General features: G+C 66.4%; 14 protein-coding genes. 5 read left to right on the top strand and 9 right to left on the bottom strand.

What is annotated here, in order from left to right; translation table 11 throughout:
• Positions 1–99: 99 nt before the first annotated feature.
• Complete coding sequence (hemW, locus tag ACH82I_RS00900) at positions 100–1332, bottom strand: radical SAM family heme chaperone HemW (protein WP_413334877.1); 1233 nt, start codon at positions 1330–1332, stop codon at positions 100–102.
• A complete protein-coding gene (gene lepA, locus ACH82I_RS00895) occupies positions 1333–3204 on the bottom strand; it encodes a translation elongation factor 4 (RefSeq protein WP_230744191.1) in 1872 nt (623 codons plus the stop codon). It lies immediately after the preceding gene.
• A 130-nt stretch (positions 3205–3334) separates the two neighbouring features.
• Here lepA and ACH82I_RS00890 point away from each other — a divergent pair, with 130 nt between their 5' ends.
• The 3 genes from ACH82I_RS00890 to rpsT all read left to right on the top strand — a co-directional run bounded on the left by ACH82I_RS00890 (position 3335) and on the right by rpsT (position 5239).
• Positions 3335–4108: an endonuclease/exonuclease/phosphatase family protein gene (locus ACH82I_RS00890; protein WP_230744192.1), complete on the top strand. Its 774-nt coding sequence runs from the start codon at positions 3335–3337 to the stop codon at positions 4106–4108.
• A 54-nt stretch (positions 4109–4162) separates the two neighbouring features.
• Complete coding sequence (locus tag ACH82I_RS00885; RefSeq protein WP_413334874.1) at positions 4163–4780, top strand: type II toxin-antitoxin system PemK/MazF family toxin; 618 nt, start codon at positions 4163–4165, stop codon at positions 4778–4780.
• A gap of 198 nt (positions 4781–4978) precedes the next feature.
• A complete protein-coding gene (rpsT, locus tag ACH82I_RS00880) occupies positions 4979–5239 on the top strand; it encodes a 30S ribosomal protein S20 (RefSeq protein WP_230744194.1) in 261 nt (86 codons plus the stop codon).
• 171 nt (positions 5240–5410) lie between these two features.
• Here the strand turns inward: rpsT and holA are convergent, their stop codons facing one another.
• The 5 genes from holA to ACH82I_RS00855 all read right to left on the bottom strand — a co-directional run bounded on the left by holA (position 5411) and on the right by ACH82I_RS00855 (position 12116).
• The gene (gene holA / locus ACH82I_RS00875) at positions 5411–6394 is read right to left on the bottom strand and encodes a DNA polymerase III subunit delta (RefSeq protein WP_413334872.1); all 984 of its coding nucleotides are present in this window, start codon (positions 6392–6394) and stop codon (positions 5411–5413) included.
• 38 nt (positions 6395–6432) lie between these two features.
• Positions 6433–8754 carry a ComEC/Rec2 family competence protein gene (locus ACH82I_RS00870; protein WP_413334870.1) on the bottom strand — a complete coding sequence of 774 codons (2322 nt, stop codon included), beginning with the start codon at positions 8752–8754 and terminating at the stop codon, positions 6433–6435.
• 133 nt (positions 8755–8887) lie between these two features.
• Positions 8888–9763 carry a helix-hairpin-helix domain-containing protein gene (locus ACH82I_RS00865; protein WP_413334868.1) on the bottom strand — a complete coding sequence of 292 codons (876 nt, stop codon included), beginning with the start codon at positions 9761–9763 and terminating at the stop codon, positions 8888–8890.
• Positions 9764–9936: 173 nt separating this feature from the next.
• Positions 9937–10812 carry a DegV family protein gene (locus ACH82I_RS00860; RefSeq protein WP_413334866.1) on the bottom strand — a complete coding sequence of 292 codons (876 nt, stop codon included), beginning with the start codon at positions 10810–10812 and terminating at the stop codon, positions 9937–9939.
• On the bottom strand, positions 10809–12116 hold the full coding sequence (locus ACH82I_RS00855) for a UDP-glucose dehydrogenase family protein (protein WP_230744199.1): 1308 nt from the start codon (positions 12114–12116) through the stop codon (positions 10809–10811). Before ACH82I_RS00855 ends, ACH82I_RS00860 begins: the two co-directional genes overlap by 4 nt.
• Before the next feature lie 120 nt (positions 12117–12236).
• On the opposite strand from ACH82I_RS00855, the gene ACH82I_RS00850 reads away from it, so the two are divergent.
• Complete coding sequence (locus ACH82I_RS00850; RefSeq protein ID WP_413334864.1) at positions 12237–12932, top strand: hypothetical protein; 696 nt, start codon at positions 12237–12239, stop codon at positions 12930–12932.
• An 11-nt stretch (positions 12933–12943) separates the two neighbouring features.
• Here ACH82I_RS00850 and nadE read toward each other — a convergent pair whose 3' ends face one another.
• Together nadE and leuS are read right to left on the bottom strand one after the other, a co-directional pair.
• Positions 12944–13777, bottom strand: coding sequence for an ammonia-dependent NAD(+) synthetase (nadE, locus tag ACH82I_RS00845; protein WP_413334862.1), 834 nt, complete (start codon positions 13775–13777; stop codon positions 12944–12946).
• Between the two features lie 35 nt (positions 13778–13812).
• The gene (gene leuS / locus ACH82I_RS00840) at positions 13813–16734 is read right to left on the bottom strand and encodes a leucine--tRNA ligase (RefSeq protein ID WP_413334860.1); all 2922 of its coding nucleotides are present in this window, start codon (positions 16732–16734) and stop codon (positions 13813–13815) included.
• 192 nt (positions 16735–16926) lie between these two features.
• On the opposite strand from leuS, the gene ACH82I_RS00835 reads away from it, so the two are divergent.
• Complete coding sequence (locus ACH82I_RS00835) at positions 16927–18735, top strand: AMP-dependent synthetase/ligase (RefSeq protein ID WP_413334859.1); 1809 nt, start codon at positions 16927–16929, stop codon at positions 18733–18735.
• The last annotated feature ends 35 nt before the right edge of the window (positions 18736–18770 follow it).

Raw genomic sequence — 18770 nt, 5'->3', positions numbered from 1 at the left:
GGACTGCTACGTCCTGGAGCCGAGAGCGAAGTGCCGAGAGCCGAGCACAGCCGAAGGCCGTGGCGGTGCTGGCCGCCTCGAGCCGTTTCAGGTGCGCACTCAGACCGAGTAGTCGGTGAGGATCCTGACCATATAGTCGGCCATCAGGCGTCCCTGCAGGGTCGGCTGGAACCATCCCTGCGCGACAGCCTCGGCGTCGAGCAGACCCTGGTTCACGAAGTTCCTGATCGCCAGTTCGCTGCCGGGACCCAGGGTGTCGAGGCGCAGCTCCGAATCGATCCGGGCGGCGAGCATGATCCTCTCGATCTCCCGGGTCTGGGCCGAGAGGACCTCACGTCCGATGCCCGGGGAGTCACCGGCCAAGAGCCGATCGGACCAGGCCTTGGGATGCTTCGCATTCCAGAACCGCACTCCCCCGATGTGGGAATGGGCACCGGGCCCGAAACCCCACCAGTCGGCGTTGCGCCAATAGGCCATATTGTGTTCGCAGCGCGTCGCCGCAGACGTCGACCAGTTGCTCACCTCGTACCAGCGGAGCCCGGCTGCGGTCATGGCGGCATCGGCGATCTCGTACTTATCAGCCAGATCGTCCTCATCGGGCATCGGCAGCTGGCCGCGCCGGACCATCGCCCCCATCTTCGTGCCCGGTTCGACGATGAGCGAATAGGCGGAGATGTGGTCGACCTCGTTGGCCAGGGCGACGTCGAGTGAGCGGCGCCAGTCGTCGATCGACTCCCCCGGGGTGCCGTAGATGAGGTCGAGGCTGAGTTCGAGCCCGGCATCCTTGACCCACCTGGCCACGTCCGGGATCTTCTCCGGATCGTGGGTGCGGTCCAAGGTCGCAAGCACATGCGGCACGGCCGACTGCATGCCCAGGGAGATGCGGGTGAAGCCGGCCCCAACCAGCGTCGCGATATACGCAGGGTCGAGCGTGTCCGGGTTCGCTTCCGTCGTGACCTCGACATCGGCGGCCAGACGGTACCGTGCCCGGATATCGGTCAGCATTCCGGCGAGCACCGAGGCATCCAGCATGGTCGGAGTGCCGCCGCCGAAGAAGATCGTCGAGACCTCACGGTCCCCGGCCCCCACCTCGGCGAGGGTGCGCACGGACAGATCGAGTTCGCGGGACAGATTCGCCCGGTAGTCGTCCCGGGAGGCACCGGGACCGAGGTCCTCGGCGGTGTAGGTGTTGAAGTCGCAATAGCCGCAGCGGACCCGGCAGTAGGGGACGTGGACGTAGAGACTCAGTCCGCGGTCCGCGGCCCCGACACCCGCCGAGGCGGGGAGGGAGCCGTCGAGCGGAGGAACCTCACCGGTCGGTTGGGCGGGCACTTACTTCTTGGCGTCCTTCTTCGTCTCCGGCTCGTCAGAGGACAGCGCGGCGATGAAGGCCTCCTGCGGGACTTCTACGGTGCCGACCATCTTCATCCGCTTCTTGCCTTCCTTCTGCTTCTCGAGCAGCTTGCGCTTACGGCTGATGTCGCCGCCGTAGCACTTGCTCAGCACGTCCTTGCGCATCGCGCGGATAGTCTCACGGGCGATGATGCGTGAGCCGATGGCGGCCTGGATGGGCACCTCGAACTGCTGGCGCGGGATCAGCTTGCGCAGCTTCCCAGCCATCGCCACACCGTAGGAGTATGCCTTGTCGCGGTGGACGATCGCGGAGAAGGCGTCGACCTGGTCGCCGTGGAGCAGGATGTCGACCTTGACGAGATCGGCGGCGTCCTCGCCGTCATCGGAGTAGTCGAGTGAGGCGTAGCCCTTCGTGCGGGACTTGAGCTGGTCGAAGAAGTCGAAGACGATCTCGGCCAGGGGCAGGCGGTAGCGGATCTCGACACGATCCGAGGACAGGTAGTCCATGCCCTGGAGTTTGCCGCGGCGGTCCTGGCAGAGCTCCATCACGGCACCAATGAAATCGCTCGGGGTGAGGATCGTGGCCTGGACCATCGGCTCGCGGACTTCCTTGATCTTGCCGGTGGGATATTCGCTCGGATTCGTCACCGTCATCTCTTCCCTGTCCTCCATCGTCACCTCGTAGATGACGCTGGGGGCGGTGGAGATGAGGTCGAGATCGAATTCGCGCTCCAGGCGGTCGCGGAGGACCTCGAGGTGGAGCAGTCCGAGGAAGCCGCAGCGGAAGCCGAAGCCCAGAGCCGTCGACGTCTCGGGTTCGTAGACGAGCGAGGCGTCGTTGAGCTTGAGCTTGTCGAGGGCGTCGCGCAGCGCCGGGTAGTCGGAGCCGTCGATCGGGAATAGACCGGAGAAGACCATCGGCTTGGGCTCTTCGTAGCCTTCGAGCGCCTCCTCGGCCGGGGACGAGAGCAGAGTGACCGTGTCGCCGACCTTCGAGAGGCGGACGTCTTTAACGCCGGTGATGAGGTAGCCGACCTCACCGACGCCGAGGCCTTTGGTCGCGTTCGGCTCGGGTGAGGAGACGCCGATCTCGAGGAGTTCGTGGGTGCTGCGAGTCGACATCATCTCGATCTTCTCACGCGGTTTGAGCGCACCGTCGACGAGGCGGACGTACGTCACGACTCCCCGATAGGTGTCGTAGACCGAATCGAAGATCATCGCCCTGGCCGGGGCATCGGCATCGCCGACGGGTGCCGGGATGTCGGTGGTGATGCGGTCGAGCACGGCCTCGACGCCTTCGCCGGTCTTGCCGGAGACGAGCAGGCAGTCCTCGGGCTCGCACCCGATGAGGTTCGCCAGCTCCTCGGCGTATTTGTCCGGCTGGGCAGCCGGGAGGTCGATCTTGTTGAGCACGGGAATGATCGTCAGGTCGTTCTCCATGGCCAGGTACAGGTTGGCCAGCGTCTGGGCTTCGATGCCCTGCGCGGAGTCGACGAGCAGGAGGGCGCCCTCACAGGCGGCCAGGGACCGGGAGACCTCGTAGCTGAAGTCCACGTGGCCCGGAGTGTCGATCATGTTCAGCGCGTAGGGGGTCCCGTCGGTCTCCCAGGGCATCCGCACGGCCTGGGATTTGATCGTGATTCCGCGCTCGCGTTCGATGTCCATCCGGTCGAGGTACTGGGCACGCATATCGCGCTGCTTGACCGCGCCGGTGATCTGGAGCATCCGGTCGGCCAGGGTCGATTTCCCGTGGTCGATATGAGCGATGATGCAGAAATTGCGGATCAGCTCGGGTGAGGTCGCGGACGGTGATATCCGCTTGAGTGATTCTGCATTCACCTGAGGTGACATGACGCCCTTCCTTCGACAGACCAGAACTCCCATTGTTCCATGGGTTGCACGGGAGACTGGAATCCGCGCCGTCCCATTCGCCGGGGGCCGAGTGGGACGAAATCGGTCGATGATCGGCGATGATGGGTACATGAGCGATTTCTCGATCATGAGCTTCAACCTCAGATATCCGGCCATGGACGGACATCCTGTGGCCACGCGCCTGCCCATCGCCGCCGAGCTGATCCGTGATGCCCACCCCCACATCGTCGGCACTCAGGAGGGCGAGCTCGACCAGCTCGAGACTCTCGTGTCCCTGCTGCCCGAGGAGTACATCTGGCTCGGGGAGGGCCATTCCGGAGGGAACGCCGGTGAGTTCACCGCCGTCATCTACGACTCCACCCGCTTCGATGTCGAGGCCGTCGATATCAGCTGGCTCTCGGAGCAGCCGGAGACGGTGGCCTCCGAATCCTGGGGCGTCTCGCATGCCCGGACGCTCACGACGGTGGATTTCACGGACATCGGCTCGGGGCGCCGGCTGCGGGTGCTCAACACCCACCTCGACCACAAGTCGGAGCGTGCCCGCCTGGAGTCGGGGAAGATCATGGCCGAGACCATCGCCGAGGTGGACGTCCCCTGCGTGGTCACCGGAGATTTCAATGTCGCCACCGGTTCGCCCGTCTACGACTATTTCTGCACCGAGCTCGGGCTCACCGACACCGGCGCCGAGGTGCCGGGTGAGAACATCGGCACCTTCCACCGGTATCGGGGACCGAAGACCGGTGACGGTCGCATCGATTGGATCCTGACCACCTCGGCGCTGGAGACCCTGTCGACCCGGATCAACACCTTCAACGTCGACGGCACCTATCCTTCGGACCATTTTCCGATCGAGGCGATGCTGCGCTTCCGGGATCAGCACTGAGCTTCGGGGATCTGCGATGAATGGTCTCAGCGTCCTCGTCTAGGCTTGGTGCCCATGAGCTGGAAATCATTGGTCAACCGTGCAGTCAGGATCGGCGTCCGCGAAGGTGTGCGCTATCTCAAGGACGCGAAGGCGAAGAACGATTCGGGCCCCTCCCGGGACACGCCCCGCGAGGGCGGATCGCACCCGCGGCCCGGATCGGATTCTCCGGCCGACTCCGGCAGCCGTCGCCAGAGCCCCGCACCGCAGCAGTCCGGGACGGGCGCCGGCGCCTATCCGGGCGACTACCGGGGATCGATCTCCGTGTCCTACTCCCCCGATCTCGACGGCGACGCCGACCCCGGTGAGGTCGTCTGGGGGTGGATCCCCTACGAGGAGGATCATTCTCAGGGCAAGGACCGTCCCTCTCTCGTCGTCGGCCGCGACGGCAGGTGGGTGCTCGTGCTCATGCTCACCAGCAAGGACCATATTCCCGGCGGATTCGGCGAGGTGCGCGAGGACCGCAATGCCAAGTGGATGAACATCGGATCGGGTGACTGGGACTCCCAGGGCAGGCCCTCCGAGATCCGCCTCGACCGCGTCATCCGCGTCGACCCGAACTCGATCCGCCGCGAGGGCGCGATCATGCCCCGCGAGGTCTTCGAAAAGGTCGCCGCGAACATCGAGAGCTGAGGCCCCGCGAGGATTTCCGACTCGGCGCGCGAGCCTGTAACATAGGCTGCTGTGTCTTCATCATGGCGTGTGTCTCGCCGAGGTCGGGTGAAGATGCCATTCGATTCGATGTCATCGATGTGTTTCCCCGCGGAGATGAGAGTGTCGATCGGATGTGCCCTCACGACCATGTATCACTAACACGAAAGAGTGTTGAAATTGGCTAATATCAAGTCCCAGATGAAGCGGATCAAGACCAACGAGAAGGCCCGCCAGCGCAACAAGGCTGTCCGGTCCGAGGTTCGGTCCTACGTCCGCGTCGTTCGCGAGAACATTGCTGCCGGCCAGAAGGACGAAGCGCAGCAGGCTTATGCTGTGGCCGCCCGCAAGCTCGACAAGGCTGTTTCGAAGGGTGTTCTGCACAAGAACAACGCTGCGAACCGCAAGTCGCGCCTGGCTTCGCAGATCAACGCTCTCTGAGTCGAGCGCTGAGGCTCTAGCTTCGAGGGGCCCGATCCGTTACGGATCGGGCCCCTCTCGCATTCATCACTCGCGTCCATCCCCATCCGCTCCGCCCCATAACTACCTGGCGGGGGCCCAGCTACGTGGCGCCACGTAGCTGGGCCCCCGCCAGGTAGTTGTGGGAGAGTGTCAGCGTTGCCGAGCCAGGCGGCAGACCTCGGAGACGAACCATTCGACGGCGTAGACGGGATCACGGCCGCCGCCCTTGACGGCTTCATCGGCTTCGGCCGCGGCGATGAGCGATTGGCCCAGCGCCACTTCGTTCCAGCGTCGCACCTCGCGGCGGGCGCGGTCGACCTGCCAGGGCGCCATCTTCAGCTCTGCGGCGAGCTCCCCGCTCGATCCGGAGAATCCCTGCACCTTGGCCATCCCCCGCAGCTTCATCGCCACCGCGGCGACCAGCGGCACCGGATCGGAACCGGTCGAGAGAGAGTGCCGAAGCAGGCTGAGCGCGTTCTTCGCGTCCCCGGACACCGCCGCATCGGCGACCTTGAAACCCGTGGCCTCGACCCGACCGCCGTAGTACTGGTCGACGACCCGGGCGGTGATCGTGCCCTCGGTGTCCTCGATGAGCTGATCGACTCCGGCCTTGAGCTCGGCGAGGTCGGAACCCAGCGCCGACATCAATGCGGCCATTCCCGCCTCGTCGATCTGTCGCTTCGCCGCCTTGAACCGCCCCTGGGCGAACTTGGCACGGTCGCTCTCGTTCTTCAGCGTCCCGGCATCGACCCGGGGGAAGCCCGCGGTCTCGACCTTCTTGACGAGTTTCGCACCCCGGTTGCCGCCGCCGTGCAGGAGCAGGACGACGGCGTCGTCATTGGGCTCGTCGAGATAGGCCAGCGCGTCCTTGAGGAAGTCCTCGGAGCATTTCTCGACGGAGTCGACGACGATGAGCTTCGCGGAGGAGAACAGTGAGGGCGAGGCGGCCATCGCCAGTTCCCCGGCCTGGTAACCCGCAGCGTCGAATTCGATCTCCTCCGGGTCCTTCTTCCTTGCGGCAGAGACGATGCGGTCCTTGGCCATGCGCACGAGCACGGATTCGTTCCCGGAGATCATGACGACGGGGGCCGGTTTCGCCGAACTCCACGGGACCAGGGTCTTCTTCACTGCCATGGTCTCAGCCTATCGTCTGCCCGGGACACGACGCGCGCTCACTGTCTGCTCTCCGGACAGTTCCGGCCCGTGCTGGATCGAGCCTCGGCGTAGATCGCGATCGACCCGCAGCGGTCGGTGCGCAGCACCGGCACGGGACCGAATGCGGTGATCGCGCGGGGATTCGGATGCCCGTAGCTGTTCTCCCCCACCGAGATCACGCCCATGCGTGCAGCAGCCGCGGCGAAGAAGTCCTCCGAGAGGTCCGCCGAGCCGTGGTGCGGGGCGATGAGTACGTCGACCGGTTCGAGGCTCTGGGCGATGATGTACTGCTCCTCCGCGCCGACGTCGCCGGGGATGAGATAGCTCACCCCGTCCGCTTCGACCCTGAGCACCAGAGAGTCCTCGTTGCGCACCTCGGTGCTGGCGTCATCGCCCGGGGTGCCGCCCGCCCCGACCCCCGGCACCGTATCCGGCGACGCGGCCGTCCCTGCGGCCGACCCGGCGCCAGGCACCGGGGCCGGTTGCTGTCCCCCTGCGCTAGCCCGCAGCGGCGGCCACAACACCTCGATCTTCGCCACCCCGGAGTTGATCGTCTCGCCGCGGTACGTCGCCACCGCCTCGGCACCGGTGTCGGTCACGATCTGCCGGGTCTCCGGTGCGGCGGCGACGTTGGCCGAGACCCACAGGCGCCCGAGTCTCCGTGACCAGGTGGTCCCGGCGTATCCGGCATAGTGATCGGCGTCGAAATGGGAGATGACCAGGTCGAAGGTCTCGATCCCAGATTCGTCGAGGCAGGTGTCGATGGGACCAGGCTCCTTGCCGGTGTCGACGACCAGCCCTCGACCGCCGCCGAGGTTGATCAGCGTCCCCGAGCCCTGACCGACATCGCAGACGAGCACCAGCCAGTCGGCGGCCGGCGCCTTCGTCCGACCGGTGACGATGACCGTCGCGGTCAGCGCGATGCACAGCACGAGGATCGGCAGCCCCCACAGCCTCCTGCGCACAAGCAGCCAGGTACCCACGCTGAGGATGAGCAGCAGGCCGAGGGCGATGAGCGTGCCCCAGGGCGGCTCCGGCCAGTCGAGAGCGGCCCCGGGCAGGCTCGCGCAGATGCGCGCGACCTCGACGATCCACCAGGCCGGCAATGCCGCCAGCCAGGCCGGTGCCTGCGCACACCACAGCAGCAACGGGATGCCGAGGAGTCCGAGGCCCGCGCAGACCATCGAGACGAATCCGAGCACGGTCGCCGGCAGCACCGCCGGTGCAGCCAAGGCGTTCGCGGCCACCGACCAGGCCCCGATGCGCGGATCGATGGCCACGAGCACCGGGGTGCAGGCCAGCTGAGCGATGAGGGGGACGACCACGGCGGTGACCAGAACGGAGGGCAGGAAGGAGAAATGGACGCTGAGACGGAGCAGGAGGATCGGGACGATGAACATGATCGCCGCCGTCGAGACCACGGAGAGCACGAAACCCACCGAGGTCGCGAGCACCGGTACGAAGGCGAGCAGCAGGCACACCGTCGAGCACATCACCGCTGCCGGGGCGATGCCACCCCCGCGGAGGAACACGAGGGCGACCGCGATCGCCATGCCCGCCGCCCGGATCGCGCTGGGTTCGAAGCCGACGATGAACACGTAGCCTGCGCAGGTGAGCACCCCGACGGTGACCCGTGTGCGGGGACCGGCCCGACAGGCCCCGGCCAGCAGACCCGCGCCGAGGCTGACGATCGTGACATTGCTGCCGGAGACCGCGGAGATGTGGGTCAGGGACACCACCCGCATGTCATCCTGCATCCGCTCGCCCTGCGGATCGGTGTCGCCGATGACGAGCCCGGGCAGCAGGTCCCCGCCTTCGTGGCCTACGGCCCGGGAGTCCTCGCTCAGCCGGGAGCGCAGCTCCGCACGCCATTGCCAGACCCCGTTCGGTTCGCGCAGCACCTGTGGATCCTCGCTGCTGATCCGGATGTCGTTGAGTCGTTCGGTGCGCATCAGCACGCGCGAGCCGTCGGCCGGGACGGAGGGACTGAGTACCTCGGCGATCCCGGTCTGAGTGAGCAGCGTCAGCCGTGACCACCCGGATGCTCCGGGCTGACTGTGACCGATCACGGTTCCCGTGACGTCCGTGTCCTCGGCGGGTCCGCGGGAGCCGCCCAATGCCGTGATCTGGATCGTGAGCAGGCACGCGAACATGATGAGCACCACGCCGAGGTGGTGGTACCGGCGCAGGCAGAGAAACCCCAGCCCGGCCACGACGGGGGTGGCGAGCAGCGCCCAGGGTCCGAGTCCGATCAGGGCCGCAGCCCACAGTCCCGCCGCACACACGAAGAGCCGCAGCGAGCCGGGCCGCACCTGGGAGATCGTGCGCGCCCGCTCCATCCCGACCCGCCACAGCTGGCCACTCCCCTGCCGCAGCTGCGCACACCGTTGCCGCAGCCGCTCACGCCGCTCCCGCAGGCGCACCGAACGTGCCCGGACCGAGCAATCCGAGTAATTCAGGAGATCCGAGGGATCAGCCGACGGAGACAAGGTCTCTGAGGCTTTCGAAGGTCTTGGGTCCGATGCCCTTGACGAGCAGAAGGTCATCGACACTGCCGAACGGCTGGGTCTCCCTGTGGGCGATGATCGCCTCGGCGGTGACCGGTCCGACTCCGGGCAGCGTCTGCAGGGCCGCGGCATCCGCGGTGTTGAGGTCGATCTTGCCGCCGGCTGTCCCGGATCCAGCGCCGCTTCCCGTTCCGGACGCGGTTCCGGTGCCGCCGGCATCGGCGGTGCCGCCCGGAGGATCTCCGGCAGCGGTCGAACCGCCCGACGTTCCTGCAGAATCCCCTCCGCTCCCCTGCGCATCGGCGGAGCCCGCGGGCGGCTTCTCACCCTCGGCGGGAATGTGGATCTGCTCCCCGTCTTGGAGCACCCGGGCGAGATTGATCGATTCGGAATCGGCATCACCCTGCAGCCCACCGGCGGCTTCGACCGCATCCTGCACCCGCGCACCGGCGCCGAGGGTGACGACCGACGGAGCGTGCACAGCACCCGTGACGTGGACGACGACCTGCCCGTTCCCGGCGTCCTCGGGCCCCGCCTTCTGGTTCGCCCCGGTCTCGTTGTCCCCGGTCGGATCTGAGGCGGCCGAGCTGCCGGCGGTGTCGAACTGACCGGCCGTCGGGTCGTGCTGTTCGGCCGGGCGGAACACATAGAGCGCAAGAAGCAAGACCGCCACCGTCGCCAGTGCCAGGGCCACGAGAACGGGCAGACGGATCCGCCGCGCTGCGACCGGCTCCTCCTCTCCCTCGGTGTCGGCGGTGAAGACGTCTCCCGGCACCCAGCCTCCGCGCTCGGCGCTGGAGTCGATGAGACTCGCGAAGCGATCATCGGGAGACACAGCCATGCCTCGACGCTAGATCCGGCGAACCTGCCGGGCCATCCTCGGCGAGCCGCCTGTGGAAACCTCTCGCCCGTCCACAGGCCCACAGCACATCAGTCGCCGGGTCCTCCACAGGAGATCACGCGCAAGTGAGCTGCGCGTCCTGCCCGTCTGTCCGGCCGACCGTCCTCCCCGTCTCAGGGAGTCGTCTGCACCGTGACCCCGATCGTGCCGGGCCCGACGTGAGCGGTGATGATCGTCGAGAGCGTCCGAAACGAAGTCTCCACCCCGATCTCCTCGAGCTTCTCGGTCAGGGCGAGGACATCCGCCGCCTCGGCGTCTCCTTCGGCCTGTTGGATCTCGACGTGGACCTGCCGATCCTCCGCAGCGATCTCGGTAGCGGACTGCCCCGCGATCGTGACGATCCGCTCGAGCGCCTTCGACCGGGTCCGCACCCGGGCCACGGGCGTGACGACGCCGGCGCTGAGGCCGAGCACCGGGACGATCTGCAGGGCGCGGCCGAGCAGGGATGATGCGGCCCCGATGCGACCGCCTCGGCGCAGGTGTTCGAGACTTGACGGGGCGAACACGGTCCGGGTCTCCCCGGCGCACCAGTCGGCCACGGTGCCGGCGATGGAGTCCAGATCATGGCCTTGGACGATCCCCGCGGCCGCCACGGACAGTGCCCCGGCCAGGCCCGCCGAGGTGGTGCGGGAGTCGACGACGCTGATGCGGGCCGATTCGCCTTGGGCCGCGGAGACCGCCGAATCGCAAGTCCCCGAGAGGTCACCAGACATGGTCACGGTGATGATCGCCTCGGCGCCGTGGTCGATGAGGGTCGAATAGGCTTTCGTGAACTGCGCCGGAGTAGCCATCGAGGTGGAGACCTCGGCTCCCTCGGCCATCTTCGCGCACAGGTCCGCTGCACCGAGCTCACCGTCGGTGAACGCGATCCCGCCGACGAGCACGGTCAGCGGAACGACGGCGAAGAGGTCACCGGTGGTCTCGCGCAGACGCGCCTGCTCGGCATCCGAGAGCTGCGCCGTCGAGTCGGTGACCAGGCCGATCCTCATGGTCGGCCCAGGGCCCGATAGGTCCAGCCCGCGCTGCGCCACTGCTCAGGGGTCAGCACATTGCGGCCGTCGACGAGGACCTTCCCGGACACCAGCTCGGCGGTGGCCTGCGGGTCGAGGTCCCGGTACTCGCGCCATTCGGTCAGCAGCAGCACCGCATCAGATCCGGTCAGCGCCTCGGTGGTGTCGGTGACGTAGTTGAGTTCGGGGAAAGTGCGGGAGGCATTGGCGATCGCCTGTGGATCGGTCACCGTGACCACCCCGCCCTGGGTCGCGATCAGGCGGGCCACGGCCAGCGCCGGCGAGTCCCGGACATCGTCGCTGTCGGGTTTAAACGCGGCGCCGAGGATCGTGATCTTCTTGCCGATAAACGAGCCGCCCAGGGTGTCGCGGGCGATGTCGACCATCCGCACCCTCCGACGCATGTTGATCGAGTCGATCTCCTTGAGGAATGCCACGGCCTGATCGGCACCGAGCTCACCGGCGCGGGCCATGAATGCCCGGATGTCCTTGGGCAGGCAGCCGCCGCCGAAGCCGAGCCCGGCGTTGAGGAACTTCCGTCCGATCCGATCGTCCATCCCGATCGCGTCGGCGAGCTGGGTGACGTCGGCGCCGGAGGCCTCGCACAGTTCGGCCATGGCGTTGATGAACGAGATCTTCGTAGCCAGGAACGAATTCGCCGCGGTCTTGACCAGCTCGGCGGTCGCGAAGTCGGTGACCATCCGGGGAGTGTCCTCGGCGAGCATCGAGGCATAGACCTCATCGAGTCCGGCTACGGCCGGATTGTCCGCCCGACCGTCGGCGACGCCGTAGACCAGACGATTCGGATGCAGGGTGTCATCGACGGCATGGCCTTCGCGGAGGAACTCGGGATTCCACATCATCGCCGCCCCGGTGCCGGCGATGACTCCGGCCAGACGCTCGGCCGTGCCGACGGGAACCGTGGACTTACCCACAACCACCGACGTCGAAGTCAGGTGCGGGACGAGGGAATCGACAGCCGCATCGACATAGGTGACATCGGCGGCGAACTCGCCGGGCTTCTGCGGAGTGCCCACACAGACGAAGTGGACTCCGGCAGCGGCGGCACGTGAGACATCGGTGGTGAATTCGAGGCTGCCCTTGTCCTGGGCCTTCACCAGCAATTCACTCAGCCCCGGTTCGAAGAAGGGCGGACGGCCCTGGGTGAGAGCCTCGATCTTGGCCTCATCGACATCGACGCCGACGACCTCATGACCCAGCGACGCCATCGCCGCTGCATGCACCGCACCAAGATATCCGCAACCGATGACTGAAATCTTCAACCCGAGTCTCCCTGTGTCGTCGTGCTGTCTCGTCGTGCGACGCGGACATGCCGTTTCGCACCACACTATATGCCACGCGGTTGCACGATTTGCGGAGGTTGAAACAGTACCCTTGGAATTGTGAAGCGTTTCTTGGATTTCCTCACCAACTCACCGGCGGCGGTGACATTCGCGGTGCTCACCGTGCTCGGCATCGTGGCCTTCGCCATCCCCGGGCTGCACCCGTACGCCTGGATCATCGGGCTGATTCTGTGCCTGGGAGTGATCGTTGCCCTGCTCATGTTCCACGGAGAATGGCGACGCGCCCAGGTCCAGATCGACTCGCTGCGCCAGCAGCTGAGCACGGAGCGCGGCCGCATCGACTCGCTCGGACCGGCCGTGGTCGATGACGAGGTCACGCGGCTGCCCGATGAGGAGCGTGCGCAGCGGATCCTCGAACTGCTGCCCGATACGGCGGGACTCGTGCAGTCCCTGCGCCTTGACGCCACCTTCGGCACGCTCGCCGTCGACGAGCTCGAGCCCCTCAAGGCCTTCCGCAGCGAATTCGCGAAGTCGAGCTTCGACAATCCGCGCTCCCACACCGCCTTCATGAACCTCTACCGTGCCGCCGAGGCGCTGGCGATCTGGGTCGATGAGGAGACCCGGGAACTGCCCGCGGACTCCGCGAAGCGCGAGATCCGTCCCGGCGACACCCGTGAAGACGGGTGGCGTGAGTACACCGAGGCCCGCAGCCGCGGCGAGAGGCTCGGCGACCGATTCGTCTCCGCACGCTGGGAATTCAACCAGACCGCACTGGAGCTCGGCCTCATCGCCTGAGGCGACTCAGCTCAGTGCCGGATCCACCAATTGTCGGTCGGGCTCACCGGGGTGCGTCGTTTGTGCTCGGTGACGCGGTACTTCTCGATCAGCGCCGAGGCGGCGGCCGGGTCGATCTCCTTGCCTTCGAGGAAATCGTCGATCTGCTCGTAGCTCAGTCCCAGCGATGATTCGTCGGTCTGTCCCGGCTGGTCGTCGAGCAGATCCGCCGTCGGAGCCTTGTTCACGAGATGTTCGGGCGCGCCGAGGTGGCCGAGCAATGCCCGCCCCTGACGCTTGCTCAGCCCGGCCAAGGGGACAACATCGGCGGCCCCGTCACCGAACTTCGTGAAGAAGCCCGTGACCGCCTCGGCGGCGTGATCCGTGCCGACGACGAGGAGTCGCTTCTCCCCCGCCAGCTCGAACTGGGCGATCATTCGCATGCGGGCCTTGACATTGCCCTTGCCGAAGTCCGTGATCGCCGTCCCCGTCGCAGTGAGGTACTCCTCGGCCGCGGCCTCGGTCGCCGATCCGATGTTGAAGACGAGCTCATGGTCGGCGGCGATGAAGACCAGGGCGTCCTGAGCGTCCTGCTCATCGGCCTGCACATGATGGGGCAGACGCAGCGCCCAGAACGCGGCCTCGGCGCCGCGCGCCCGCAGGTCCTCGACGGCCAGCTGGCACAGGCGTCCGGCCAGGGTGGAGTCCTGACCGCCGCTGATGCCCAGGACCAGCCCTTTGGCTCCGGTGGTCAGCACATAGTCGACGAGGAATTCGACGCGGCGCGAGATCTCCGTGGCCGGATCGATCGTCGACCGCACACCGAGGGTGTGCCGGATCTCGTCTTGGGTGCTCGCTGTAGGCATGAATGTTCCGTCCTGATCGGGTGCGACACCGTGTCTCAGGCGTCGGGGACGATGTTGACGAGCTTGGGCGCCCGTACGATGACCTTGCGGATCCCGGCTCCGCCGAGCGCCTTGACGGCATTCGGCGATTCCAGGGCCAGCTTCTCCAGCTCCGCCTCGGAGATGTCGGGATCCACTTCGAGGCGTGCCCGCACCTTGCCCTTGACCTGCACCACGCAGGTGACCTGGTCGGCCACGAGATGCTGCGGATCGACCTCGGGGAACGGAGCGTAGGTGATCGTCGACTCGTGGCCCAGCCGCGACCACAGCTCTTCTGCCAAGTGCGGTGCGAAGGGGGCGAGCATGATCGCCAGCGGCTCGAGCAGATCGCGGGCGGCACCGCCCTGCTTGGTGGCGTGGTTGGTGAGCACGATGAGCTTCGAGATCGCCGTGTTGAAGCGCAGGTGGTCCATGTCCTCACGGACACCGGCGATGACCTGGTGGAGGACCTTGAGCGACTCGGCGTCGGAGGTTCCCTCGCCGACGATGCTACGACCGTCCGACTCGTCGACGAAGAGACGCCAGACGCGTTGCAGGAATCGGTGGGCCCCGACCACGGCGCGCGTCTCCCAGGGGCGATCCTGTTCGAGCGGTCCCATGGACATCTCGTAGACCCGGAAGGTGTCGGCACCGTAGGCGTCGTACATCTCATCGGGCATGACCGAGTTCTTCAGGGACTTGCCGATCTTGCCGTACTCGCGGTTGACCTGCTGGCCATTGTACCAGAAGGTCAGCTCGCCGTTGTCCTCGGTCCGCTCCTCCACCTCGGCGGCGGGGACGTACACACCGCGGGAATCCGTGTAGGCATAGGCCTGGATGTAGCCCTGGTTGACCAGGCGGTGGAACGGTTCGGAGGAGGAGATGTGGCCGAGATCGAAAAGGATCTTGTGCCAGAACCGGGCATAGAGCAGGTGGAGCACAGCGTGCTCGACGCCGCCGACGTAGAGGTCGGCGCCGCCGCGAGGCTTGCTCTCGCGCGGGCCCAGCCAGTACTCCTCATTGGCCGGGTCGACGAGCCGCTCGCTGTTGTGCGGATCGGCATAGCGCAGCTGGTACCAGGAGGAACCTGCCCAGTTGGGCATCGTGTTCGTCTCACGGTGGTACTTCTTCGGTCCGTCGCCGAGGTCGAGCTCGACCTCGACCCAGTCCCGGTTCCGGCCCAGGGCCGGTTCGGGCCGGCTGTCGGCGTCGTCGGGTTCGTAGGTCCGCGGAGCGAAGTCCTCGACCTCGGGCAGGCCCACGGGCAGCATCTCATCGGGCAGGGCGACGGGAGTGCCGTCCTCGTCGTAGACGATGGGGAAGGGTTCGCCCCAGTAGCGCTGCCGGGAGAACAGCCAGTCGCGCAGACGGTACTGGGTGGATTCGGTGGCCAGGCCCTTGCCTGCCAGCCATGCGGTGATCTCGGCCTTCGCCGCATCGACCTCGAGGCCGTTGATGTCGATCTCCTCGTTCGCCGAATTGATCATCACTCCGGGACCGGTGTAGACGGAGTCCTCGTCGTGGTCGGCCGGCGGCTGCACGGTGCGGTTATAGGGCAGCCCGAAGGTCTTCGCGAAGTCCCAGTCTCGAGGGTCTTCACCGGGCACGCCCATGACCGCGCCGGTGCCGTAGCCCATGAGCACATAGTCGGCGATGAACACGGGGATCCGTCCGCCGGTGGCTGAATTGACGGCGTAGGAGCCGGTGAAGATGCCGGTCTTCTCGCGGCTCTGCTGACGGTCCGCGTCGGTCTTCGCCGCGGCCTCACGCTGGTAGGCGGCGATCGCCTCGGCGGGGGTCGACTCCCCTCCGCGCCAAGACTCCGGAGCACCCGGTTCCCAGGCTGCGGCAGTCAGCTCGGTCACCTGCGGGTGCTCGGGGCTGAGCACCATGTAGGTCGCACCGAACAGGGTGTCCGGTCGGGTGGTGTAGACCTCGATCTCGGCCTCGGATTCGGCCACGGGCAGACGCAGCAACGCACCCTTGGAGCGGCCGATCCAGTTGACCTGCATGCTGCGCACGGCACTCGGCCAGTCCAGGGAGTCGAGATCGTCGATGAGACGGTCGGCGTAGGCGGTGATACGCATGTTCCACTGCCGCAGCCGGCGAGTGTAGACGGGGAAGTTTCCGCGTTCGGACAGGCCTTCGGCGGTGACCTCCTCATTGGCCAGCACGGTGCCCAGGCCCGGGCACCAGTTGACCGGGGATTCCGAGACATAGGCGAGGCGGTAGCCCTGCAGCACGTCTTCGCGTTCGGCTGGGCTGAGTTCGGCCCAGGCACGCCCGTCGGGGGTCGCACGGGTGCCCGCGGCGAACTGCTCGATCAGCGTGCCGATCGGGCGGGCCGCTCCCGTCGAATCCTCGCCCGGGGTGCTCGCCTCCGGGTCGTACCAGGAGTTGAAGATCTGCAGGAAGATCCACTGCGTCCACTTGACGAAGTCATCGTCGGTGGTCGCGAAGCTGCGGCGGGCATCGTGGGCCAGGCCCAGTCGACGCAGCTGTTCGGTCATGTTCGAGATGTTCGCATCGGTGGTGATGCGCGGGTGTTGGCCCGTCTGGACGGCGTAGAGGTCTGCGGGCAGACCGAAGGCGTCATAGGACAGGGCGTGCATGACGTTGTGTCCGCGCATCCGCTGGTAGCGGCCGAACACGTCGGTGCCCAGGTAGCCCAGGGGGTGCCCGACGTGCAGACCCGCACCGGAGGGGTACGGGAACATGTCCATGATGTAGAGGGATTCGCGCTCACTGAGATCGGCCGGGGGTCCGTAGCCGGAGGGCACATCCTGAGAGCCGAGTTCACCGGTGGCGCTGAGATCACCGCTCGGGTTCGGGGTGTGGAACGTCCCCGACTGCTCCCATGTGCTCTGCCACGACTTCTCGATCTTCTCGGCCAGCGACGCATCGTAGCGGTAGCCGGTCTCCTCAGGATTGGTCGACATTACCTTCCTTCACTGACTGGGTGTGAGCGGGTTTCGACCATCGTACTCTGAACAATCCCTGATTCGACTTGGTTAGACTGCAGGAGAGAAGCTCACGACGCATTTGCCCGGGCAAACGTGAGCGATTTCACCTCGACCTGGCCGAGCAGTAAGATAACTGTTCAGTAACTTATGTTCGACGAAGGAAACCTCATGAGCCAAGACACAATGCCCCAGTCATCGATGCCGGCCGTCGGCTTCGAGGTCGATACAACCTCGTCGACGACCGATGTCTTCCTCGCTAAGGTCGCCGAGAACCCCGACAATCCGACCGTGGCCAAGCCCGTCGACGATGGCTGGGAAGAGGTCAGCGCCGGTGACTTCCTCAGCCAGGTTCGGTCCGCAGCCAAGGGACTCATCGCCGCCGGCGTCGAGGTCGGCGATCGCATCGCCATCTTCGGACCGACCTCATACGAGTGGACGCTCAGCGACTACTCCGTGTGGTTCGCCGGAGCGATCTCGGTGCCCTTCTACGACACCTCCTCCGAAGACCAGCTCGCCTGGATGATCAAGGACGCGGCAGTCGGCCGCGGGCTCGTCTGCAGCCGCGAACATGCCGATCGTGTCCTCGCGGCGGCCGCCGCAGCCGGGGTCGATGCTCCGCAGCTGTGGATCTGGGATCAGGGAGCCTTCGCCGAACTCGAGGCGACGGGCCGCGCGGTCAGCGATGAGGCGCTCGAAGCCGCCCGCGGCCAGGTCACCGCCGACTCCGTTGCCACACTCATCTACACCTCGGGCACGACCGGCAAGCCCAAAGGCTGTGTGCTCACGCACGGCAACTTCGTGCAGACTGCGCAGGCCGCCGAGCACCAGATTCCGGTGGTCTTCGCCGAGAACATGCGCTGCCTGCTCTTCCTCCCCCAGGCCCATGTGTTCGCCCGCTTCATCGAGGTGCTCTCGATCAGCACCGGTGCCGTCCTGGCCCACCAGTCCGATCTCACGAAGCTCACCGATGCCCTCGGCAGCTTCCGACCCAGCTTCATCCTCGGCGTCCCCCGCGTCTTCGAAAAGGTCTTCAACTCGGCGTTGGCGAAGGCAGAGTCGGGAGGCAAGGACAAGATCTTCCGTCGAGCCGAGCGGGTCGCCGTGGCCTATTCGAAGGCGCTTGACGCCGGTAAGGTTCCGGCCACGCTCAAACTTCAGCATGCGCTCTTCGACAGACTCGTCTACTCAAAGCTGCGCGCAGTGATGGGCGACAACGTCTCTCACGCAGTCTCCGGCGGCGGACCGCTCGGCACTCATCTCGGTCACTTCTTCCGCGGCATCGGTCTCGTCGTCCTCGAAGGATACGGTCTGACCGAGACCACGGCCCCGATCACGGTGAATGTGCCGGAGAAGTCGAAGATCGGCACCGTCGGGGTTCCCCTGCCCGGTGCGAGCGTCGCGATCGCCCCGGACGGCGAGATCCTGGCCAAGGGAGTCCCCGTCTTCCGGGAGTACTGGAACAACCCCGAGGCGACCGCCGAGGAATTCCACGACGGCTGGTTCGCCACCGGCGACCTCGGCTCCCTCGATGAGGATGGCTACCTCACGATCCGCGGCCGCAAGAAGGAGCTCATCGTCACCTCGAGCGGCAAGAACATCGCTCCGGCACCGCTCGAGGACGCTCTGCGCCGCCATCCGATCATCAGCCATCCGGTGGTGGTCGGTGACAACCGGAAGTTCGTCTCAGCGCTCGTCTTCCTCGATTCCGAGATGCTGCCGATCTGGCTGAAGAACCACGACCTGCCCGAGATGGATCTGCGGGAAGCCGCGGCAGACGAAACGGTGAGGGCCACGATCGAACAGGCTATCGATCGGGTGAACAAGACGGTGTCCCGGGCCGAGGGGATCAAGAAGTTCACGATCCTGCCGGTCGAACTCAGCGAGGACAACGGCTATCTCTCGGCCAAGCAGTCGGTCAAGCGTCACCTCATCGCCAAGGACTTCGCCGCCGACATCGACGCACTCTACGAAGGCTGATTCCCCGCGCGGTCCTCGGCGCCGTTGCTGAGGGC

This window comes from Brevibacterium sp. GP-SGM9, from assembly GCF_047300845.1.
Classification (GTDB): domain Bacteria; phylum Actinomycetota; class Actinomycetes; order Actinomycetales; family Brevibacteriaceae; genus Brevibacterium.
This window is presented reverse-complemented; position numbering and strand designations above follow the sequence as displayed.